The 18,901-nt window shown below is 65.8% G+C and carries 18 protein-coding genes; 14 read left to right on the top strand and 4 right to left on the bottom strand.

Translation table 11 applies throughout. The features are described from left to right. On the bottom strand, window positions 1–1,047 hold a 1,047-nt coding region (locus tag ACXJL8_RS10765), incomplete at its 3' end, for a leucyl aminopeptidase (RefSeq protein ID WP_456684976.1). A 340-nt stretch (window positions 1,048–1,387) separates the two neighbouring features. On the opposite strand from ACXJL8_RS10765, the gene lptF reads away from it, so the two are divergent. The 14 genes from lptF (at window position 1,388) to ACXJL8_RS10695 (ending at window position 16,441) form a co-directional block, all read left to right on the top strand. Further along, on the top strand, window positions 1,388–2,557 hold the full coding sequence (gene lptF, locus ACXJL8_RS10760) for an LPS export ABC transporter permease LptF (protein ID WP_456621897.1): 1,170 nt from the start codon (window positions 1,388–1,390) through the stop codon (window positions 2,555–2,557). Continuing rightward, window positions 2,554–3,651, top strand: coding sequence for an LPS export ABC transporter permease LptG (lptG, locus tag ACXJL8_RS10755; protein ID WP_456621896.1), 1,098 nt, complete (start codon window positions 2,554–2,556; stop codon window positions 3,649–3,651). Before lptF ends, lptG begins: the two co-directional genes overlap by 4 nt. Then, the gene (locus ACXJL8_RS10750) at window positions 3,651–6,143 is read left to right on the top strand and encodes an LPS-assembly protein LptD (RefSeq protein ID WP_456621895.1); all 2,493 of its coding nucleotides are present in this window, start codon (window positions 3,651–3,653) and stop codon (window positions 6,141–6,143) included. Before lptG ends, ACXJL8_RS10750 begins: the two co-directional genes overlap by 1 nt. 68 nt (window positions 6,144–6,211) lie before the next feature. Beyond that, window positions 6,212–7,138, top strand: coding sequence for a peptidylprolyl isomerase (locus ACXJL8_RS10745; protein WP_456621894.1), 927 nt, complete (start codon window positions 6,212–6,214; stop codon window positions 7,136–7,138). Beyond that, window positions 7,138–8,145 (top strand): 4-hydroxythreonine-4-phosphate dehydrogenase PdxA, encoded by a 1,008-nt coding sequence (gene pdxA, locus ACXJL8_RS10740; protein WP_456621893.1) that lies wholly within the window; start codon window positions 7,138–7,140, stop codon window positions 8,143–8,145. Before ACXJL8_RS10745 ends, pdxA begins: the two co-directional genes overlap by 1 nt. 168 nt (window positions 8,146–8,313) lie before the next feature. Further along, window positions 8,314–9,168: a 16S rRNA (adenine(1518)-N(6)/adenine(1519)-N(6))-dimethyltransferase RsmA gene (gene rsmA / locus ACXJL8_RS10735; RefSeq protein ID WP_456621892.1), complete on the top strand. Its 855-nt coding sequence runs from the start codon at window positions 8,314–8,316 to the stop codon at window positions 9,166–9,168. A gap of 24 nt (window positions 9,169–9,192) precedes the next feature. After that, a complete protein-coding gene (locus ACXJL8_RS10730; RefSeq protein ID WP_456621891.1) occupies window positions 9,193–10,251 on the top strand; it encodes an alcohol dehydrogenase in 1,059 nt (352 codons plus the stop codon). Between the two features lie 130 nt (window positions 10,252–10,381). Then, on the top strand, window positions 10,382–10,618 hold the full coding sequence (locus ACXJL8_RS10725; protein WP_456621890.1) for a hypothetical protein: 237 nt from the start codon (window positions 10,382–10,384) through the stop codon (window positions 10,616–10,618). A 587-nt stretch (window positions 10,619–11,205) separates the two neighbouring features. Further along, window positions 11,206–11,622 carry a phosphonate metabolism protein PhnM gene (locus ACXJL8_RS10720; RefSeq protein ID WP_456621889.1) on the top strand — a complete coding sequence of 139 codons (417 nt, stop codon included), beginning with the start codon at window positions 11,206–11,208 and terminating at the stop codon, window positions 11,620–11,622. Window positions 11,623–11,784: 162 nt separating this feature from the next. Then, entirely contained in the window at window positions 11,785–11,961 is a 177-nt protein-coding gene (locus tag ACXJL8_RS10715) for a hypothetical protein (RefSeq protein WP_456621888.1), read from the top strand. 147 nt (window positions 11,962–12,108) lie between these two features. Beyond that, the gene (locus ACXJL8_RS10710; protein WP_456684975.1) at window positions 12,109–12,303 is read left to right on the top strand and encodes a hypothetical protein; all 195 of its coding nucleotides are present in this window, start codon (window positions 12,109–12,111) and stop codon (window positions 12,301–12,303) included. 918 nt (window positions 12,304–13,221) lie between these two features. Beyond that, entirely contained in the window at window positions 13,222–14,565 is a 1,344-nt protein-coding gene (locus ACXJL8_RS10705; RefSeq protein ID WP_456622887.1) for a caspase family protein, read from the top strand. 27 nt (window positions 14,566–14,592) lie between these two features. After that, window positions 14,593–15,087, top strand: a complete 495-nt coding sequence (locus ACXJL8_RS10700; protein WP_456622888.1) for a hypothetical protein — start codon at window positions 14,593–14,595, stop codon at window positions 15,085–15,087. Between the two features lie 151 nt (window positions 15,088–15,238). Beyond that, window positions 15,239–16,441: a hypothetical protein gene (locus tag ACXJL8_RS10695; RefSeq protein WP_456622889.1), complete on the top strand. Its 1,203-nt coding sequence runs from the start codon at window positions 15,239–15,241 to the stop codon at window positions 16,439–16,441. Here the strand turns inward: ACXJL8_RS10695 and gmk are convergent. The 3 genes from gmk to mltG all read right to left on the bottom strand — a co-directional run. Next, entirely contained in the window at window positions 16,374–17,033 is a 660-nt protein-coding gene (gmk, locus tag ACXJL8_RS10690) for a guanylate kinase (protein ID WP_456622890.1), read from the bottom strand. The two genes, ACXJL8_RS10695 and gmk, sit on opposite strands and share 68 nt — an antisense overlap. A gap of 3 nt (window positions 17,034–17,036) precedes the next feature. After that, entirely contained in the window at window positions 17,037–17,924 is an 888-nt protein-coding gene (locus ACXJL8_RS10685) for a YicC/YloC family endoribonuclease (protein WP_456622891.1), read from the bottom strand. Between the two features lie 111 nt (window positions 17,925–18,035). Then, the coding region (mltG, locus tag ACXJL8_RS10680; RefSeq protein WP_456684974.1) for an endolytic transglycosylase MltG at window positions 18,036–18,901 on the bottom strand (866 nt) is incomplete at its 5' end.

Raw genomic sequence — 18,901 nt, 5'->3', positions numbered from 1 at the left:
GCCTTCCGCGTCGGTGTTGATGATCTCGATGGTCTGGCCCGACATCGAGGTGACGATGTCGCCCGGCCGCTGCGCGTTACCGTCCGGCATGTTCTCGACGAGGCCGATGGCGCCGACCACGTTGACCTTGGCTTTGCGGGCCGCCAGCGCGTGCATCAGGCCGACGACGCAGGCCGCTCCCCCCATGTCGCCCTTCATGTCCTCCATGCTGCCGGCCGGCTTGATCGAGATGCCGCCGGTGTCGAAGCAGACGCCCTTGCCGACAAAGGCGACCGGCGCCTCGCCTTTCTTGCCACCCTCCCAGCGCATGATCACGGTGCGGCTCGGCCGCGCCGAGCCCTGGCCGACACCGAGCAGCGCGCCCATGCCGAGCTTGTCCATCGCCTTGACGTCGAGCACCTCGACCTTGACGCCGAGCTTGCGGAGCTGGCTCGCGCGGCGCGCGAATTCTTCGGGATAGAGCACGTTCGGCGGCTCGTTGACGAGGTCGCGCGCGATGATCACGCCGTCGACGACATGCCCGGCCGATGCGAAAGCCTTTTTCGCCGCGGCGGCATCGCCAACCGCCAACGAGACCTCGGCGCGTGAGCCGCCCTCCTCGCCGTCCTTCTTCTTGGTCTTGTAGCGGTCGAATTTGTAGGCGCGCAGCCGCAGGCCCGAGGCGATCGCGAYCGCCTGCTCGCTCGCCATGGCGCCATCGGGCAATTCCGCCATGATGGTCATGGCGGCAGTCCCGGCAGGAAGCTTGCTCGCCGCCACGCCGCCGAATTTGAGCAAATCGTTGGTCTTCAGGCTTGCCGCCTTGCCGGCCCCGATCACGATCAAACGGGTGGCCTTCACCCCCTCCGGCGCCAGGATGTCGAGCGCGGCTCCGCTTTTGCCCTTGAAGGCGGCGGCGGAGGCCGCCCGCTTCACAAGATCGTTGGCACCGCCCAGCGCCTTGGCAGTCGCCGGCCCCATTTTCAGACTGTCGTCGCAGAACACCACCAGGATGCCACGGGGGGCGGCAGACAACGGGACAAAGCCGACCTTGATGGCATCGGACATGGGTAACTCCTCCAAAACGTGGGGCTTTTTGCCGTCTGCGGTCTTGGCCGGAGGCCGGACCTGAACGGCGATTCACAGGACTTTGCGCACTATGGGCCACCGGCCGGGCAGATGCCAAGCGCTGCCCGTGGCCGCCATGCCACAACGAGGGAAATATTAACCATATATTGACGGTGCCATGGGGCAGCCATTTTGTTGACGGATCAAAGGGATGGTAGTGAGAAAGTAAGCCGGCGGACGAGATGGCTGCACGACCCTGGGGATCCCTTCCGGGATGGGTCGGACAGCCGGAGATTCCGGTGACTGCATTGGGGCTTTGGTGGGGATCGTGCGGTAGCGCATGGGGTCGATCGACAGGTATATCTTCCGCACGACGCTGGCGTCGTTTGCGCTGGTCCTGGTCAGCCTCACCGGCGTGATCTGGATTACGCAGGCGTTGCGCGGCATCGACCTGATGACGAGCCAGGGTCAGACCATCCTCACCTTCCTCGGCATCACCAGCCTGGTCGTGCCGGCGCTGGTCCTGATCATCTCGCCGATCGCGCTGATGATCGCGATCTCGCACACGCTGAACAAGCTCGCGACCGATTCCGAGATCATCGTGATGAATGCCGCCGGCTTCTCGCCGTTCCGGCTGTTCTATCCGTTCTTCTACGCCACCTGCGTGGTGGCGCTGCTGGTCGCCTTCATCGCCGCCTATCTCGCCCCCGACGGCATGCGGCGGATCAAGCAGTGGGACGCCGAGATCACCGCGGACGTGCTCACCAACATCCTCCAGCCCGGCCGCTTCGCCCAGCTCGACAAGAACCTCACGATCCGGATCCGCGAACGCCAGCCCGGCGGCGTCCTCGCCGGCATCTTCATCGACGACCGCCGCGATCCGAACGAGCGCGTCTCGATCGTCGCCGAGCACGGCGAGGTGGTGAAGAACGAGACCGGATCGTTCCTGGTGCTGAAGGACGGCAATCTCCAGCGCTTCGAGGCCGGCAAGCGCGATCCCGCACTGGTGGCGTTCGGCCGCTACGGCTTCGACATGTCGAAGTTCTCCAACCAGGGCCGCGACGTCACGCTCGGCATCCGCGAACGCTATCTGTGGGAGCTGTTCTCGCCGTCCGAGGACGACCCGGTCTACAAACAGATTCCCGGGCAGTTCCGCTCGGCCCTGCACGACAGCCTGTTGGCGCCGATCTATCCCTTCGCCTTTGCCGCGCTGACCTTCGCCTTCCTCGGCGCGCCGCGCACCACCCGCCAGAGCCGCAACTTCTCGATCGGCGGCTCCATCCTCGCAGTGTTCGGACTGCGCATGGCGGGATTTGCCTGTTCAGTGATGGCGGTGAAGTCGCCTGCCCCGGTGCTGTTTCAATACGCGATGGTCATCGGCGCCATCGGCGTCGGGCTGTGGATGATCATCGGCGGCATCGTTGTCGAGCCGCCGCCCCGCCTCATGGAGGCCATCAACAGGTCGAACGCGCGCATTGCGCGGCTGTTCGGACGGCCGGCCGCCGCATGAGCATGCTCACCAACACACTCGGGCGCTATTTCGCCGGCCGCTTCGTCGTCGCGGCGCTCGGCGTGTTCGCGAGCATTTTCCTGCTGCTGGTGCTGGTCGACTACATCGAGATGGTACGCAAGACCTCCGGCCTTGCGTCCGCCTCCGCGATCATGGTGGCGGAGACCTCGCTGTTCCGGGTGCCGCAGCTCTTGGAGAAGCTGACGCCGTTCTGCATGCTGATCGGCGCCATGACCTGCTATCTCGCGCTGTCACGCCGGCTCGAGCTCGTGGTCGCCCGCGCCGCCGGCATCTCGGCATGGCAGTTCATCTCGCCCGCGCTCGGCAGCGCGCTCCTGATCGGGGTGATCGCCACCATCGCCTATAATCCGATGTCGGCGAATCTGCGCGAGCTCTCCAAGCGCATGGAGGCCGAGCTGTTCGGCTCGGCGCCCGGCGGCGGCATCCAGGACGCCTCGGGCTTCTGGCTCAATCAGGTCACCAATGACGGCCAGACCATCATCAACGCGGCCCGCAGCGAGCAGCAGGGCGTGCGGCTGACCGGGCTGACTCTGTTCCGATTCGATACGGATTGGCGTTTCAAGGAGCGGATCGAGGCGCGCGAGGCGACGCTGGAGGACGGCCACTGGCTGTTCAAGAACGTGCGGCGCTTCACGCTGGACGCGCCGCCGGTCGACCAGGCGAAGCTCGAGATTCCGACGACACTGACCGAGGCCCAGGTCCGCAACAGCTTTTCCACACCCGAGACTGTGTCCTTTTGGCAACTACCGAGCTACATCCGCTCGTCCGAAAGCTCGGGCTTCGCGACAGCGGGATATCGACTCCAGTATCACAAGCTGCTGGCGCAGCCGTTTTTGCTCGCCGCGATGGTGATGCTGGCGGCTTCCGTGTCGTTGCGCTTCTTCCGGATGGGTGGCGTACAGAAGATGGTTTTGAGTGGCGTGGGCGCAGGCTTTCTGCTCTACGTTCTGTCGAAAGTGACTGAAGATTTGAGCAAGGCTGAGTTGATGCATCCGATCGCTGCGGCGTGGTTGCCCGCAGTGGTGGGCGGCCTCACCGGCTTTTTGGCCTTGCTGTATCAGGAGGACGGTTAGTGACTGCCGTCCATCGAGGGCTCGTGTCTCGTTTGACGCGGCGCACTGTGGTGCGCGCGAACGGGTGCGGCTTGTCGATTCGCAGGCTCCTGATTGCCGTCGTCGCGGCTGCCTCGCTCGGCGGATTGATCGACGTCGCCGCCGTGACTCCGGCCGGCGCGCAGGGCTTCACCTTCAATCCGCTGCCGCCGCGTCCGAAGCCGCCGAAGGCCGTCAACGACAACCAGATGCTCGTGCAGGCGACCGAGGTCGACTACGACTACAACAATTCGCGCGTCTCCGCGGTCGGCAACGTCCAGCTGTTCTACAACGGCACCAGCGTCGAGGCCGACAGGGTCGTCTACGACCAGAAGACCAAGCGCCTCCATGCCGAAGGCAACATCCGCATGACGGATGCCGAAGGCAAGATCACCTATGCCGAGATCATGGATCTCTCCGACGACTACCGCGACGGTTTCGTCGATTCGCTGCGCGTGGACACCGCCGACCAGACCCGCATGGCCGCGAGCCGCGCCGACCGTTCCAGCGGCAACTACACGGTGTTCGAGAACGGCGTCTACACGGCCTGCGCGCCGTGCAAGGACGATCCGAAGAAGCCACCGCTGTGGCAGGTCAAGGGTGCGCGCATCATCCACGACCAGCAGGAGAAGATGCTGTATTTCGAGACGGCGCAGCTCGAATTCTTCGGCGTGCCGCTCGCCTACATGCCCTACTTCTCGACGCCCGACCCGACCGTGAAGCGCAAGTCCGGCTTCCTGATGCCCGGCTACTTTCCCGGCACGACCAACACCGGCTTCGGCGCCGAGGTTCCCTATTATTGGGCGATCGCGCCCGACATGGACGCAACCATCACCCCGCGCTTCCTGTCGCGGCAGGGTGTGCTGCTGCAGGGTGAATTCCGTCAGCGGCTGATCGACGGTGCCTATCAGATCCGCGCCTATGGCATCGACCAGCTCGATCCCGGCGCCTTTGCGGGACTGCCGGGCGACCGTCAATTCCGCGGCGCCGTCGACACCAAGGGTCAGTTCGCGCTGAACGACAAATGGGTCTGGGGTTGGGACGGCGTCCTGATGTCGGACTACTACTTCTTCTCGGACTACCGTCTGGCGCAGTACCGCGATCCGCTCGGCTCGTTCCTGAACCTGCCGACCGACGCGATTTCGCAGCTCTATCTGACCGGCGTCGGCAATCGCAGCTTCTTCGACGCGCGCACGATGTACTGGCTGAGCTACTCGGGCAACCAGAGCCAGGTGCCGATCGTCTACCCCGTGATCGACTACTCGAACGTGCTCAACTATCCGGTCTTCGGCGGCGAGTTCAGCTACAGGACCAACTTCGTGAACCTGTCGCGTGACGACGCGGTGTTCGACCCGATCACGACGCTCGCCAACACCAACGGCCTGTGCACGACGGCGTCGGCCGATCCGCTCGCGCGCACGCCGTCGCAGTGCCTGCTGCGCGGCTTCCCGGGCACCTACACCCGACTGAGCGCGGAAGCGCAGTGGCGCAAATCCTTCACCGATCCGTTCGGTGAGATCTGGACGCCGTTCGCCATTCTCCGCGCCGATGCGATCAACGCCTCGGTCTCCAACCAGCCGGGCGTCTCGAACTACCTGCCCGTCGGCGACACCCAGGCGTTCCGCCTGATGCCGACCGTCGGCCTCGAATACCGCTATCCCTTCATCAACATTCAGCCCTGGGGCTCGACCACCGTCGAGCCGATCGCCCAGATCATCATCCGGCCGAACGAGACCTATGCCGGCAAGTTCCCGAACGAGGACGCCCAGAGCATGGTGTTCGACACCTCGAACCTGTTCAGCGTCGACAAGTTCTCCGGCTACGACCGCGTCGAGGGCGGCGGCCGCGCCAATGTCGGTGTGCAGTCCACCACGCAGTTCGACAAGGGCGGCGCCGTCAAAGTGCTGTTCGGCCAGTCCTACCAGCTGTTCGGCCTGAACTCCTACGCGGTCCAGGACTCCATCAATACCGGCCTCGATTCCGGCCTCGACAAGCCGCGCTCGGATTACGTCGCGGGCGCCAGCTACTCGCCCAACAGCACCTACACGTTCAGCGTCCGCTCCCGCATGGACGAGCAGACCTGGAACGTGCAGCGCTTCGAGGCGGAAGGCCGTGCCAATTTCAATCGCTGGTCGGTCAGCATGATGTACGGCAATTACGCGCCGCAGCCCGAGCTCGGTTATCTGACCCGCCGCGAAGGCATCCTGACCTCCGGCTCGCTGAAGGTCGCGACCAATTGGGTGGTCTCGGGCTCGGCGCGCTGGGACCTCGAGGCCAACAAGATCAACCAGTATGTGCTCGGCGCCGGCTATGTCGACGATTGCTTCGTGCTGGCGGCGAACTATGTAACTTCGTATAGTTATTCCGCGGGTACGACGCCGCCGGTCTTGAGCCATGCGTTCATGTTCCAGATCGGCTTGCGCACGCTGGCGACCACGTCGGCGACCAGCAGTTCCGCCGGCGGCATCCAGTGAACGGTTTGAAGTGACGGCCGCGTGTTCCCGATCGCAGGTTCACCGCGGCTGACATGCGAGCGACAACCATGACGAATCCATTGCCTGTCTTGCGCCTCCTCCTGGTCTTGGCCGGACTGATCCTGATCGGCACGCCGGCGCGGGCGCAGAACATCGTCGTCATGGTCAACGGCGATCCCATCACCGATTTCGACATCGATCAGCGCTCCAAGCTCGACCAGTTGACGACGCAGAAGACCCCGAGCCGGCAGGCCGTCATCGACGAGCTCATCGAAGACAAGATCAAGATGAAGGAAGGCAAGAAATACGGCGTCGATCCGGGCGTCGCCGACATCAACCAGTCCTATGAGGGCATGGCGCAGCGCATGCGCATCACGCCGGAGCAGCTCACCAAGTCGCTCGAGGTCAAGGGCGTCCGTCCCGAAACCCTGAAAGGCCGCATGAAGGCCGAGATGGTCTGGACCAGCCTCGTTCGCGGCCGCTACAAGGAGCGCCTCCAGGTCGGCGAGCGCGACGTCGCGGCGGCCGTGCAGGCCCAGACCGGAGAGAAGCTCCAGATCGAAGGCACCGAATACAAGATGCAGCCGATCGTGCTGATCGTGCCGCGCGGATCGTCCCCGGCCTTCCTGGAGACCCGCCAGAAGGAGGCCGAGACGTATCGCTCGCGCGTCGCGAGCTGCGACGAAGCCAATTCGCTGTTCCGCTCGACGCCGAACGCGACCATCCGCGAGAGCGTCACCAAGACGACYGCGGAGCTGCCCGAGGCATTGCGCAAGGTGCTCGACGACACGCCGATCGGCCACCTCACAGCGCCAGAGGTGACCAAGCAGGGCATTGAGATGGTCGTGCTCTGCTCGCGCAAGCCGACCATGATCGACACGCCCAAGAAGCGCGAGGTGCGCGAGAAGATGTATCAGGAGAAATACGAGAAGACGCAGAAGGCCTATCTCGATGAGATCCGCAAGGCGGCGATGATCGAATATCGCAACCGCTGATGGCTACGCCCGCTGCAAAGCCCCTCGCCCTGACCCTGGGAGAGCCCGCCGGCATCGGCCCCGACATCACGATCGCAGCCTGGCTCAGGCGCCGTGAATTGAACCTGCCCGCCTTCTATCTGCTCGGCGACGCGGCGCTGATCGCGCGCCGCGCGAAAGCGCTCGGAGCCGGCATCGGCATTGCCGAGGTGAGCGCGGGAGAGGCCGCGGCGGCCTTCGCCGACGCTTTGCCGGTGGTCGCGACCGGCGAGACCGCGACGGCCGGTCCCGGCAAGCCCGACGCATCGAGCGCGCCGGCCGCTCTCGCCTCGATCCGCCATGCGGTCGCCGACGTCCGCGCCGGGCGCGCCGCGGCCATCGTCACCAACCCGATCGCCAAGAGCGTGCTCTATCGCGCAGGCTTCCGCCATCCCGGCCACACCGAATTCCTCGCCGAGCTCGCGGCAGCGGATGGCCACGTGCCGCAACCGGTGATGATGCTGTGGTCGCCGCGGCTCGCCGTGGTGCCGGTGACCATCCACGTCTCGCTGCGCGAGGCGCTCGACCACCTCACCAGCGATCTCATCGTCTCGACCGTGCGCATCGCCGCCGCCGAGCTGACATCACGCTTCGGCATCGCGCGGCCGCGGATCGCGATTTCCGGCCTCAATCCGCATGCCGGCGAGGACGGCTCGCTCGGACACGAGGAGCAGACCATCATCACGCCGGCGCTCAAGACGCTGCGCAGCGACGGCATCGAGGTCAGGGGGCCGCTGCCTGCCGACACCATGTTCCACGACGCCGCGCGAAGCAGCTATGACTGCGCGGTCTGCATGTATCACGACCAGGCGCTGATCCCGATCAAGACGATCGCCTTCGACGACGCGGTCAACGTCACGCTCGGCCTGCCCTTCATCCGGACCTCGCCCGATCACGGCACCGCGTTCGACATCGCAGGCAGCGGCAAGGCCAATCCCGCGAGCCTGATCGCGGCGCTCCAGCTTGCGAGCCGCATGGCGGCGACGTAGTGCCGCCGATCTGAAGTTCCTGCAGTGCAGGCCGCGAGTTCGTTCCAGGAACTTCAGATCGACAAGCGGCACTACGATGATAATTTCTTGGCGCCCTTAGCTTTCCGAAGTTCGTACAAAGGGTGCCGCGGTTTATGACGAACTTCGGAAAGCTAAGGGCACCCGCTGATGAGCGCGATCGACGACCTCCCGCCGCTTCGCGAGGTCATTCGCCAGCATGCTCTGTCGGCCCGCAAATCGTTGGGGCAGAATTTCCTCCTCGACCTCAATCTCACCGCGCGCATCGCGCGCGCGGCCGCGCCGCTGGAAGACTCCACCATCGTCGAGATCGGCCCGGGCCCGGGCGGGCTGACCCGCGCTTTGCTCGCGCTTGGTGCCAGGCGCGTCATCGCGATCGAGCACGACGCGCGCGCGATCCCCGCGCTGCAGGATATTTCCGCGCGCTATCCCGGCCGGCTCGAGATCGTACATGGCGATGCCATGACCTACGACCCGCGCCCGCTGCTCGACGGCGGTCAGGCAAAGATCGTCGCCAACCTGCCCTACAACATCGCGACCCAGCTTCTGATCGGCTGGCTTACGACCGAGCCCTGGCCGCCCTGGTACGAGATGATGGTGCTGATGTTCCAGCGCGAGGTCGGCGAACGCATCGTGGCGCGCGAGGACGAGGAAGCCTATGGCCGTCTCGGCGTGCTCGCCAACTGGCGCTGCGAGACGAAAATCCTGTTCGACATTGCCCCGTCGGCCTTCGTGCCGCCGCCGAAGGTCACCTCCTCCGTCGTGCGCCTGGTGCCGCGCGCAGAGCCTCTCGCCTGCGATCGCCGGCTGCTCGAACAGGTCGCGGCCGCCGCCTTCGGCCAGCGCCGCAAGATGCTGCGGCAGAGCCTGAAGTCGCTTGGCGTCGATCCGGCACGGCTTGCGCAGGCGGCCGGCGTCGACACGACGCGGCGCGCCGAGACCATTCCGATATCGGGCTTTGTTGCCATGGCGCGTGAATTGGCTGATATACGAAGCGAAAGCTAAGAACGAAATTTCGGAGGAAGGAATATGGCGTTGATGCGTCGGCAGTCCCTGGTCAAGTTCGATGCGCCGCTGTGCGAGACCATCGTCGACACGCCGAAGCCGAACGGCGCGGAGGTGCTGGTGCGCATCGAGCGCTGCGGCCTCTGCCATTCCGATTTGCACATCCAGGACGGCTATGCCGATCTCGGCGGCGGCAAGAAGCTCGACACCACGCGCGGCATGACGCTGCCGTTCACACTCGGCCACGAGATCGCGGGCGTGGTCGACGAAGTTGGTCCCGACGTGCCGGCCGGCCTCGTCGGCAGCAAGAAGGCGGTGTTTCCGTGGATCGGCTGCGGCCAGTGCCGCGACTGCAACAATGGCGACGAGAACCTCTGTGCGAAACAGCGCTTCCTCGGCGTCTCCATCGACGGCGGCTTTGCCAGCCACGTGCTGGTGCCCGACGCGAAATACCTGCTCGACTATGATCCCCTACCCGTCAACCAGGCCGCGACCTTGATGTGCTCCGGCGTGACCGCCTACGGCGCGCTCAAGCGCCTGGTCGACCGCCCGCGCCAGCGCAATTTGCTGCTGATCGGCCTCGGCGGCGTCGGCATGATGGGCCTGTCGTTCGCGCAAGCCATGTTCAAGCAGCCGATCACGGTCGCCGACCTCTCGCTGGCCGCGCGCGACACCGCGCTCAAGAACGGCGCAGCCGGCGCCTACGACCCGGCCGAACCGGAAGTGATCCGGCGCATCCTGAAGGAGACCGAAGGCGGCTTCGACGAGATCGTCGATTTCGCCGGCAACGAGAAGTCGATGGCGTTTGCGGTTGCGGTCGCCGCGCGCGGCGGCAAGATCGTGGTGTCCGGCCTGATGGGCGGCCAGTTCACGCTGCCGATGGTGCAATGGGTCTACAAGCGCCTGACCATCGAAGGCTTCATGGTCGGCACCCTCTCGGAAGCGCAGGAGCTGATGGCACTCGCCCGCGCCGGCAAGATCAAGCCGACGCCGATGCGGGAAGAGCCGATGGGCGACGTCCAGAAATGGATCGACGAGCTACGCGCCGGCAAGGTCGTCGGCCGCATCGTGCTGAAGAACTGACACGCGGAGAACCAGCAGCCCTCGGCGGCGGGATCGCATGTCTCGCCGCCCGCCGCTTGCGACAGCGCGAATTCAGCCGGGAACACCCTGCGAACAAGGAACGCTACGAGCCGGGCGGTGTTGGCAGCGCATGTCCATTCGCTGCACGGTCGAAACCGCATTCTTCATTGCCTGGAGCTGCCTCGAGCAGAGCGGCGAGCTCGGCTCGCCGGATGCGACCGCGAACATGCTGCTCGATGCCATCGAAGCGCGGCTCAAGACCGGCGAGCGGCGGCCATTGATGCTTGCCAACAAGGCGATCGACACCTACCGCGAGCAGGTTGCCCAAAGCCGCATGTCGGCCGAACGCAAAACACGCCATCGATAGCGGCCCTCGGACCCGCGGGCCTGGCGGCGTTCAGGCAGGTATCGGCCGGCGGTCTGTCGGGCCGCGCGCGGGGTGCGCACCCGGCAGCAGTGACGCTGCTCGGATCCGCAAGCTCCCTACGTTCACTCCTGAACAGAGCAGACGAGCTCCCTTCGAAATTCCGTAGTTCTCCGGCCGTGAACAGAGTTCGAGGCGTGATCAATTTGCAACGCCGGCGGCCCGCCGGTGTCGGCGACGGTCGGTTCCTCCGCGGAAACGCAGGGTTGGCCAAAACCGATTCCCGGCAAGGCATCAACGACAAGAAGCGTGGGGCCGCACGGAAAGTGGATGACTGAAATGCTGTCGCCAGCGCCCTCGCGGCGGTTTCGGTAGAGGGCTGGGCGCGAACACGGCAGAGCCGGCTATCGCTTCAATTCCGCAAGACGATTGAGCGATCGGATAGCCCGGCGCTGCCGAATTTCGATAGCGCTGGATCGCGCGCGTCTCGCGCCTCAGCTTGCCGCGAGGACAAACACAACTTGCATTAGCGCGCGAACGGCCATTCAATGCCAGCTTGAGCCGACAACATATTCTTTTCTGGTTTTTGAATGCGAACATTTCTCGTCATCCTCGGCATCTGGCTGCTGATCAACGTGCTCTTTGTCGTGATCATGATGCCGCCGCGAAAACCGCGGAAGCCGGATCACCCACGACCGTCCGCCGGCCTGGCCCCGGCAACAATCGAGCGCAACGGCTATCCCTTCGACGAAGACGAGAAGGTCTCGCTTCGCCACGCCATCATCGCCATTGCCATGGGCGCCCTGTTTTCCCTGACGCCGCCGCTGCTCGAAGCCGTGGATGACATCAAGCGGCTGATCAGGAAATGCCGCAAACCGGGCCGGCGGTCCGACGCCGCGGAGACCGATCAATCCCGGGAATCGATCCTTGACGAGCTCCGCGCCCGGGATACGCAGACGTCCGCCGAGGGATCTGCGGCGGACGAGCGAGACAGGCCGAAGCGCTAGCACCTGGCCTTGCTCCGGCACCAATCGCTTGTGCCGCCTTTGGAACGTCATGCGCCTCCGGCGCGTTTGCCCCTCGTGAAGGCAACGACAGTGCCTGAGCCGATGGCGGAGACAGCAGACCACGCCGGCGTACTGCATTGCGCCCGCGAAGGAGCCACACACTTGTTCAGTCTTGGCAAATGGTACGATCCGATATCCGAGCGCTGGATCGAGCCGCGACGCGCGCGCCTGGAAGCTGCATTGCCGACCCCGGCCGCGAACTACCTTCTCGACCTTCAGACGACCGTGGAAGTCAAACGCATCTGGCGCGCGCTGGTCGACTGCTGCACGCATGACTGACGCTCTTCCGCGTGCCCGGAAACGGAGGAACCTCCTGGTGGCCGCGCCGTTGACACTTGCATGAGCGATCCTGCACTCCACGCGAAGCCATTCTCGGCTGCGAAAGCACTACGATATCTGGCGATCGTCATCGGCTGCGCTTGCCTGTTGCTGGCCGCGGTCTGCTTCGTCATCGCGGGCCAGGTCTTCATCGAAACCGGCGTATTCGCGCAATCGAACGCGATCGTGGGCCTCATCAGCGCCGCGCTGGGATTTCTGGCCCTGACGCTTGCGCGCGTCTGGAAACAGGCTTTCGCAATTTCCTTGCGCAACCGCACCGACCCCAACGCTTCAGATTTGTGATCCGCTCCCGCCGAACCTCCCTATGACGTAAACAGCCTCCTCCGTCATTCCGGGATGCGTGCGCGAGCACGCAGGCCCGGAATCCATTGGGCCGCATGCTCTGCCGCGCGATGGATTCCGGGCTCGCGCTGCGCGCGCCCCGGAATGACGAGCGGAGGCCGTGGCCGCCCCACGTGACCCGTCGGGCAAAACACCCCGTCAATCCCTCGCCGCAAAAATATTTTCCTTTTCCGAATTTCGGATTTATGGCATACACGCCTCACCTCGGCCCTGCCAAAGGGGCGTTCGCGACCGTCACGAGAYGCGGGCCGGGYKGCGGTGGACGCGGCAGCGTCGGCGCGGGATGCGTGATGGCAGGGCGGGCAACCGTGAGCCTTACGCGACGCGGTACGACACGGCGCAGTAACAGCGGCCTCGTTGACGTCAGGGGTGAGCACGCGCCAGCCCCGGACGCTCCGGCGGGACCGTCCGCGGACGGAGAAGTCGTGTGGTCCTGACGCCCGGGGTCTGTGCGTCAAGTCWTGCGGTGATGTGGCGGCYCRACCGGGCRCGCGCRTCAGCSAKCYGCATGGCGACGGGGGCAATAGTGCATCGCTCCCCGGGGAGAGCACGAAGGACACCGTTAAAACCATCCGCGCAGGGAAGGCCGGGCGACCGGCAACACCTGTGGTCCAACCCGTGTGCACTTCTGTAGCGCACGGACTTGCGGGTGCCTCCGGCGCCCGGCCTTCCCTGCGCCCTTTGGCCAAGAAGGGGCGATGAGTTGAAGCAAGGCTCGGGCGAAACAAGCCGCGAGAATGCGAAACCATGTCCCCTCACCCGTTCGATAAACACAATCTGGCGGCGCACAGAATGTCGCACCGCTTTTCGCCGACGCGCCCTGCTGGTAGATTGTAGCCATTGCTTTAGGAGTTTTTGATGCACGCGAGGGTTTTCAATCGCGTCCTGGGGCTGGTGGCGCTGGTCACGGCCGCACTCGCTGCTGCGACGCAACCTGCATCGGCCGAGAAGCGCATCGCGCTCGTCGTCGGCAACTCCGCCTACAAGAACATCACTCCGCTCGACAATCCCGCCAAAGACGCAGGCCTGATGGCGGAGACGCTGGCCGGGCTCGGCTTCACCCTCGTCGGCGGCCGCGCGCAACTCGATCTCGACAAGGGCGCGATGGACATCGCCGTGCAGAGCTTTGGGCGGCAGGTCCAGGGCGCCGACGTCGCGCTGTTCTATTATGCCGGCCACGGCGTGCAGGTCGCCGGCGCCAATTATCTCGTGCCGGTCAACGCCAATCCGACCCGCGAGGCCGACGTCGATTTCCAGATGACCGACGTCAATCTGGTGCTGCGGCAGATGCAGGGATCGGGCACGCGCCTCAACCTCGTGATCCTCGATGCCTGCCGCAACAACCCCTTTGGCGCACGCGGTCTGCGCGCATCCGACGGCGGCCTCGCCCAGATGCGCGCGCCCGAGGGCACGCTGATCTCCTACGCCACCCAGCCCGGCAACGTCGCCCAGGACGGCAGCGACGGCCACAGCCCCTACACCAAGGCACTGGCCGCGACGATCCGGGTGTCCGGCCTTGATGTGTTCCAGACCTTCAACCAGGTCGGCCTTGCGGTGAAGCACGCCACCGCCGGCGCGCAGCAGCCCTGGGTCTCGTCCTCGCCGATCGACGGCACCTTCTATTTCGTGCCGCCGACGCAAAGCGCACCGCCGCAGGTCGCCGCCATGCAGCCCGATCCGCTGCCGGATCGCCTGCGCGCCGATCCCGACCGCGTGCCGCTGCGCGATGCCGCGCTGCTGAGCGAATTGAGCGAGCGGCTCTACGAGCACAATTTTGATCCGGACACGCCTGACAGCCTCACCCGCGCGATCACGAAACTGCAGGAGCGGATCGCGATGACGCCGACGGGCGAGCCGACCGAAGGCCTGCTGACGCGCCTGCGCAAGATGGAGGATTTGAAGCCCTGGGGCTCGATCGTCTATGGGCCCGACGGCAACAAATGGGGCATGTCGTGGAACCACGCCTCGCGGCGCGCGGCTGTGGCCGATGCGCGCGGCAATTGTGCCGGTACCAAATGCCCGATCGAGCTCTCCTTCTATGGCACCCGCTGCGGCGCGTTCGCGATCTCCGACAAATCCTGGTCGCTGGTCCAGCGCGACACCGTGCAGCGCGCGAAGGACGCCGCGCTTGACGAATGCGGCAAGGCTGGCAAATCTTGCCGCATTATCGGATCTGTCTGCGCCGACGGCTCCGGCCGCTGATACCTTTTTATTTTGGATTTTTTGATCATGCCGCATGCCGTCACCCGAACGATTGCTCTCACCTCCCTGCTTCTCGCGCTTGCCTCACCATCCGCCTTCGCGCAGTCCGGCAGCGCCGGCGGGGCGATCGGCAATGAAGAGAAATCGCTGTCCGGTTCGCGTTCGGACCGCTCGGCGGAGCCTGCGCCATCGTCCACGCGCCGGAGCAAGCCGGCCGCCGAGGAACCGCGCAGCTCGTCGCGACGCGGCGGTGGCGGTGGCGGCGGCAGCTTCGACGGCGCCTGGATGGTCGTCAGCATCGGCTGCGGCGGCACCACGAGCGGTGCGGTCGTGGTCTCCTCAGGCAAGGTCATCGGCCAAGGTGTCAGCGGCACCGTCAGCCCGAGCGGCTCCGTCAGCACGTTCGGCCAGGGCGAGGGTGTGACCTTCACGGGCGCCGGTCGCCTCGGAGCCCGCAGCGGTTCCGGAACCTTCCGCCGCTCCGACGGCTGCACGGGAACCTGGAGCTCGACCAAGCAATAGCGCGGTCAAAATGCCTGATTTCGGCGGCGGAACGAACGCGCCGCGGGCCCGATTCAAGCCACATCCTCTCCGGATTTGCGGCTCATTGCCACCCAAGTCTTTGACGAGAAAGGGAAGGTAACGAGTTGCGTCGCGTAAACGGGAGACCAGGATGGGCAACCGCACCGCAAAGTTCCTTTCGACTCTAGTCGCCAGCATCATCGCCGGCGCCCCCTTGGCGGCCGTGTCGCAGAACGCGCCCAGCACTCCGAGCACGGCCAACGCAGCCGGCGACTGTCTCGCCTCGCCAAAGGGCAGCGCGCCGCAGGGACAGCATTGGCATTACCGCCTGGAACGCTCGACCAAGCGGCAGTGCTGGTATCTGCGCGCCGAAGGCGGCAAGGTCACGACGACCGCGCAGAGCACGGGCAGCGCGCCGCAGCCGGATTCACCGCCGTCACAGGCGGTCCAGGATGCGCGTGCCGAGTACGTCACGGCGCAGAACGCCGCCGGACCAAATACGCCGACTGCGATCGCGCCCGCTCCGGCCGCAGCGATGGCACAGCCGCAGCCGCAAGGCGGTACCAACGACACAAATGCGCAGCAGCCGTCCGTCGTCGCGCGCTGGCCCGACGCCGCCATGGCAACCGCCTCGCCGGCTCCGCAGCCCGCGCCCGCACCATCGGATCCACGCCCGAACGCGAAACAGGCGGCATCCCCTGCCCCGCTGGCGCTGGCCGCGGCCGATACGCCCACCGACAAGCCGACAGGCTCGCTCCCGACGCTCCTGCTCGTCATCGGCGGCGCGCTGGCGCTCGCCGGTATCCTTGCCAGCCTCATCTACCGCTTCGCCGGCGGACGCGGACGCGTCCAGGCGGGCGACCGCCGCGTCAATTGGGACGATTGGGAACCGCAGGATCAGCGCGCCAGCCGCGCACCCTGGCTCGATGCCACGCCGCGCGCGCAGCAGCCGCAACCGGTGGACTTCGATTCCGTGCGTCCCCGGGCCGCGCAGCGCGCCGCAATCGACCGCGAGATCAAGATCGACCACCAGACCAAAGCGGTCGAAGCGCACGCAGCGTCTGCCCATGCCGCGAAAGCGGAGCCCGACGCGGCCGGGATCGAGACATTCGACGGAGAATTCGAGATTGAGACCTCACCATCACCTCAACTCGCGACCAACCACGCCCACGACGAAGAGCCGGCCGATCGTGATGAGAATGCGCACAACGAGGCTGCCGTCGACGTCGACATCATCACGGCGATGCTGGAACGGCTGTTGAACGAAGGGCCGCGGCTGTCGCCGCCTAGCCCTGAAGCTGGCTTTGCAGATTTCGCACAAAGCCGACGAGGCCCGTCCGCCGCTCGCGCTTGAGCCGCTCGGCCTTCAGGATCGACTGCACCTCGGCGAAGGCCTCGTCGACGTCGTGGTTGATCACGATGTAGTCGTACTCGGCCCAGTGGCTCATCTCGTGGCTGGCGCGGCTCATGCGGTTGCGGATCACCTCGTCGGAATCCTGCGCACGCGAATGCAGGCGCTTCTCGAGATCGGCCGCCGACGGCGGCAGGATGAACACGCTCACGACGTCCGCGCGCGCCTTCTCGCGCAGCTGCTGCGTGCCCTGCCAGTCGATGTCGAACAGCACGTCCTGCCCGGCCGATAGCGCGGCCTCGACGGGACCACGCGGCGTGCCGTAGCGGTTATCGAACACGGTCGCCCATTCCAGCAGCTCGTCGCCCGTCACCATCTGCTCGAACCGAGTCTTGTCGACGAACAGGTAATCCTTGCCATCGACCTCGCCGGGCCGCATCGCGCGCGTGGTTGCCGAGACCGACATTTTCAGCCCCGGCATCCGTTCGATGAGGAGACGCGACAGCGTCGTCTTGCCCGCGCCCGACGGCGAGGACAGCACGAACATCAATCCGCGCCGCTCGACACCGTCAGTTTCGTGACCGCCCGTCGTCATCGATCACTCCAGATTCTGGACCTGCTCGCGGAACTGCTCGACCACGTTCTTCATGGCGAGCCCGGTATTGGTCAGCTCTATGTCGTTCGACTTCGAGCAGCAGGTGTTGACCTCGCGGTGAAACTCCTGCGCCAGGAAATCGAGCTTGCGCCCGACCGGGCCGCCCTTGCCGATCAGCTCGCGCGCCTGGGCGACGTGGGAGGCGATGCGGTCGAGCTCCTCGCGGATGTCCGCCCTGGTCGCGATCATGATCGCTTCCTGCATCAGGCGATCGGAATCGAAACGGTCGGAGGTGTCGAGCAGCGTGGCGATCTGCTCGGCGAGCCTGGCCTTGATCGCCTCCGGCTTGCGGCCGGGCGCGGCCTCGGCCTGCTTCGCCAGCACCTCGACCTCGTCCACCCGCTGGATCAGGATCTGCCCGAGCGAAGTCCCCTCGCGCTTGCGCATCTCGACGAGTTCGGCGAGCGCCTTGTCGAAGGCTTCGGCCACGGCACTACGCGCCGCCTTGTCCTCCTCCTCGTCGCCCTCGGGCTCGGCGACCTCAATGACACCCTTGATGGCCAAAAGTCCGTCGACGCTCGGCGCCACCGCGTCAACCTTGCCGGCGATCACCGAGGCGGCCTTCAGGACGGCGTTGAGCACGTCCTCGTTGACGCGGACGGAGGCGGCAGCATTGGTGCGCTTGACGGTGAGATTGGCATAGACGGTGCCGCGCGACAAAACCTCGCCGGCGCGCTTCTTGGCGTGGGCCTCGAGCTCGTCGAACCCCTGCGGCAGCCGCACCCTGAGGTCAAAGCCCTTKGCATTGACCGACTTCAATTCCCATTCGAACGTGTACGGCCCGCTAGCGCCGTGGCTTCGGGCAAAGCCGGTCATGGACGACAGCGCCATCGGGTCAGTTTCTCCGGACAGATGAGATTCGCGAGGCCATCAAGGCACGCGAATCTTAAGACTTTTTTGCAGGAAAGTGGAATCCGCAGAGACCGCAGGTCAGGGCGGCCCCTAGCGCTGGATCACCGGCGGCGCCGGCTGCGCGGCCCCCTGCCGCGCCGGAGCAGGATTGGCGGGCCGTGCCGGCGGCTTCTTCTGCTGGTTGGGCCGCGCCGGCGTGGTCGCGGTCGGCGTGTCGGCGGCGGCGGGCGCGGCAGCGGCCGGCGCCTGCGCGTCGTCGGCCGGCTCGACCGTATCGTTCTGGATCTGCTTCTCCATCGCGCGGAGCTTGGCGACGTTCTTCTGGTGTGCGTCGTAGGTTTCGGTGAAGGCGTGACCGCCGGTGCCGTCAGCGACGAAGAACAGGTCGCGGGTGCGGGCCGGATTGGCGGCAGCTTCCAGCGAGGCGCGGCCGGGGTTGGCGATCGGGCCCGGCGGCAGGCCCTCGATCACATAGGTGTTGTAGGGCGACGGCTGCGTGATCTCGCTGCGCCTGATCGGGCGGCCCAGCGTGCCCTTGCCGCCGACGAGACCGTAGATGATGGTCGGGTCGGACTGCAGCTTGATCCTCTGCTTCAACCGGTTGGTGAACACGGCGGCGACGCGGCTGCGCTCATCGGGCTTGCCGGTCTCCTTCTCGACGATCGAGGCCAGCGTCACCAGCTGCTCCGGACTCTTGACCGGAATGTCCTGGTTACGGCGTTCCCAGATCTCGGCGAGCACACGCTTGTGCGCCTGCTGCATGCGCTGGATCACCTGCTCGCGCGTGGTGCCGCGCGGGAACTTGTAGGTCTCCGGCAACAGCGTGCCTTCGCGCGGCAGCTCGCGCACGCTGCCGGTGAAGATGTCGTTGTCCGAGAGTCGCGCCACGATCTGCTCGGAGGTCAGCCCTTCCGGAATCGTCACGGCGTGCTGCACCACCTTGCCCTCGACGATGG

It is taken from the genome of Bradyrhizobium sp. P5_C11_2 (assembly GCF_054049755.1).
This window is presented reverse-complemented; position numbering and strand designations above follow the sequence as displayed.

Coding starts and splice junctions, on each gene's coding strand:
- ACXJL8_RS10730 (WP_456621891.1), top strand. CDS start 9,193: ATGGCGTTGATGCGTCGGCAGTCCCTGGTCAAGTTCGATGCGCCGCTG.
- ACXJL8_RS10705 (WP_456622887.1), top strand. CDS start 13,222: ATGCACGCGAGGGTTTTCAATCGCGTCCTGGGGCTGGTGGCGCTGGTC.
- ACXJL8_RS10720 (WP_456621889.1), top strand. CDS start 11,206: ATGCGAACATTTCTCGTCATCCTCGGCATCTGGCTGCTGATCAACGTG.
- ACXJL8_RS10695 (WP_456622889.1), top strand. CDS start 15,239: ATGGGCAACCGCACCGCAAAGTTCCTTTCGACTCTAGTCGCCAGCATC.
- lptG (WP_456621896.1), top strand. CDS start 2,554: ATGAGCATGCTCACCAACACACTCGGGCGCTATTTCGCCGGCCGCTTC.
- pdxA (WP_456621893.1), top strand. CDS start 7,138: ATGGCTACGCCCGCTGCAAAGCCCCTCGCCCTGACCCTGGGAGAGCCC.
- ACXJL8_RS10725 (WP_456621890.1), top strand. CDS start 10,382: ATGTCCATTCGCTGCACGGTCGAAACCGCATTCTTCATTGCCTGGAGC.
- gmk (WP_456622890.1), bottom strand. CDS start 17,033: ATGACGACGGGCGGTCACGAAACTGACGGTGTCGAGCGGCGCGGATTG.
- ACXJL8_RS10700 (WP_456622888.1), top strand. CDS start 14,593: ATGCCGCATGCCGTCACCCGAACGATTGCTCTCACCTCCCTGCTTCTC.
- lptF (WP_456621897.1), top strand. CDS start 1,388: ATGGGGTCGATCGACAGGTATATCTTCCGCACGACGCTGGCGTCGTTT.
- rsmA (WP_456621892.1), top strand. CDS start 8,314: ATGAGCGCGATCGACGACCTCCCGCCGCTTCGCGAGGTCATTCGCCAG.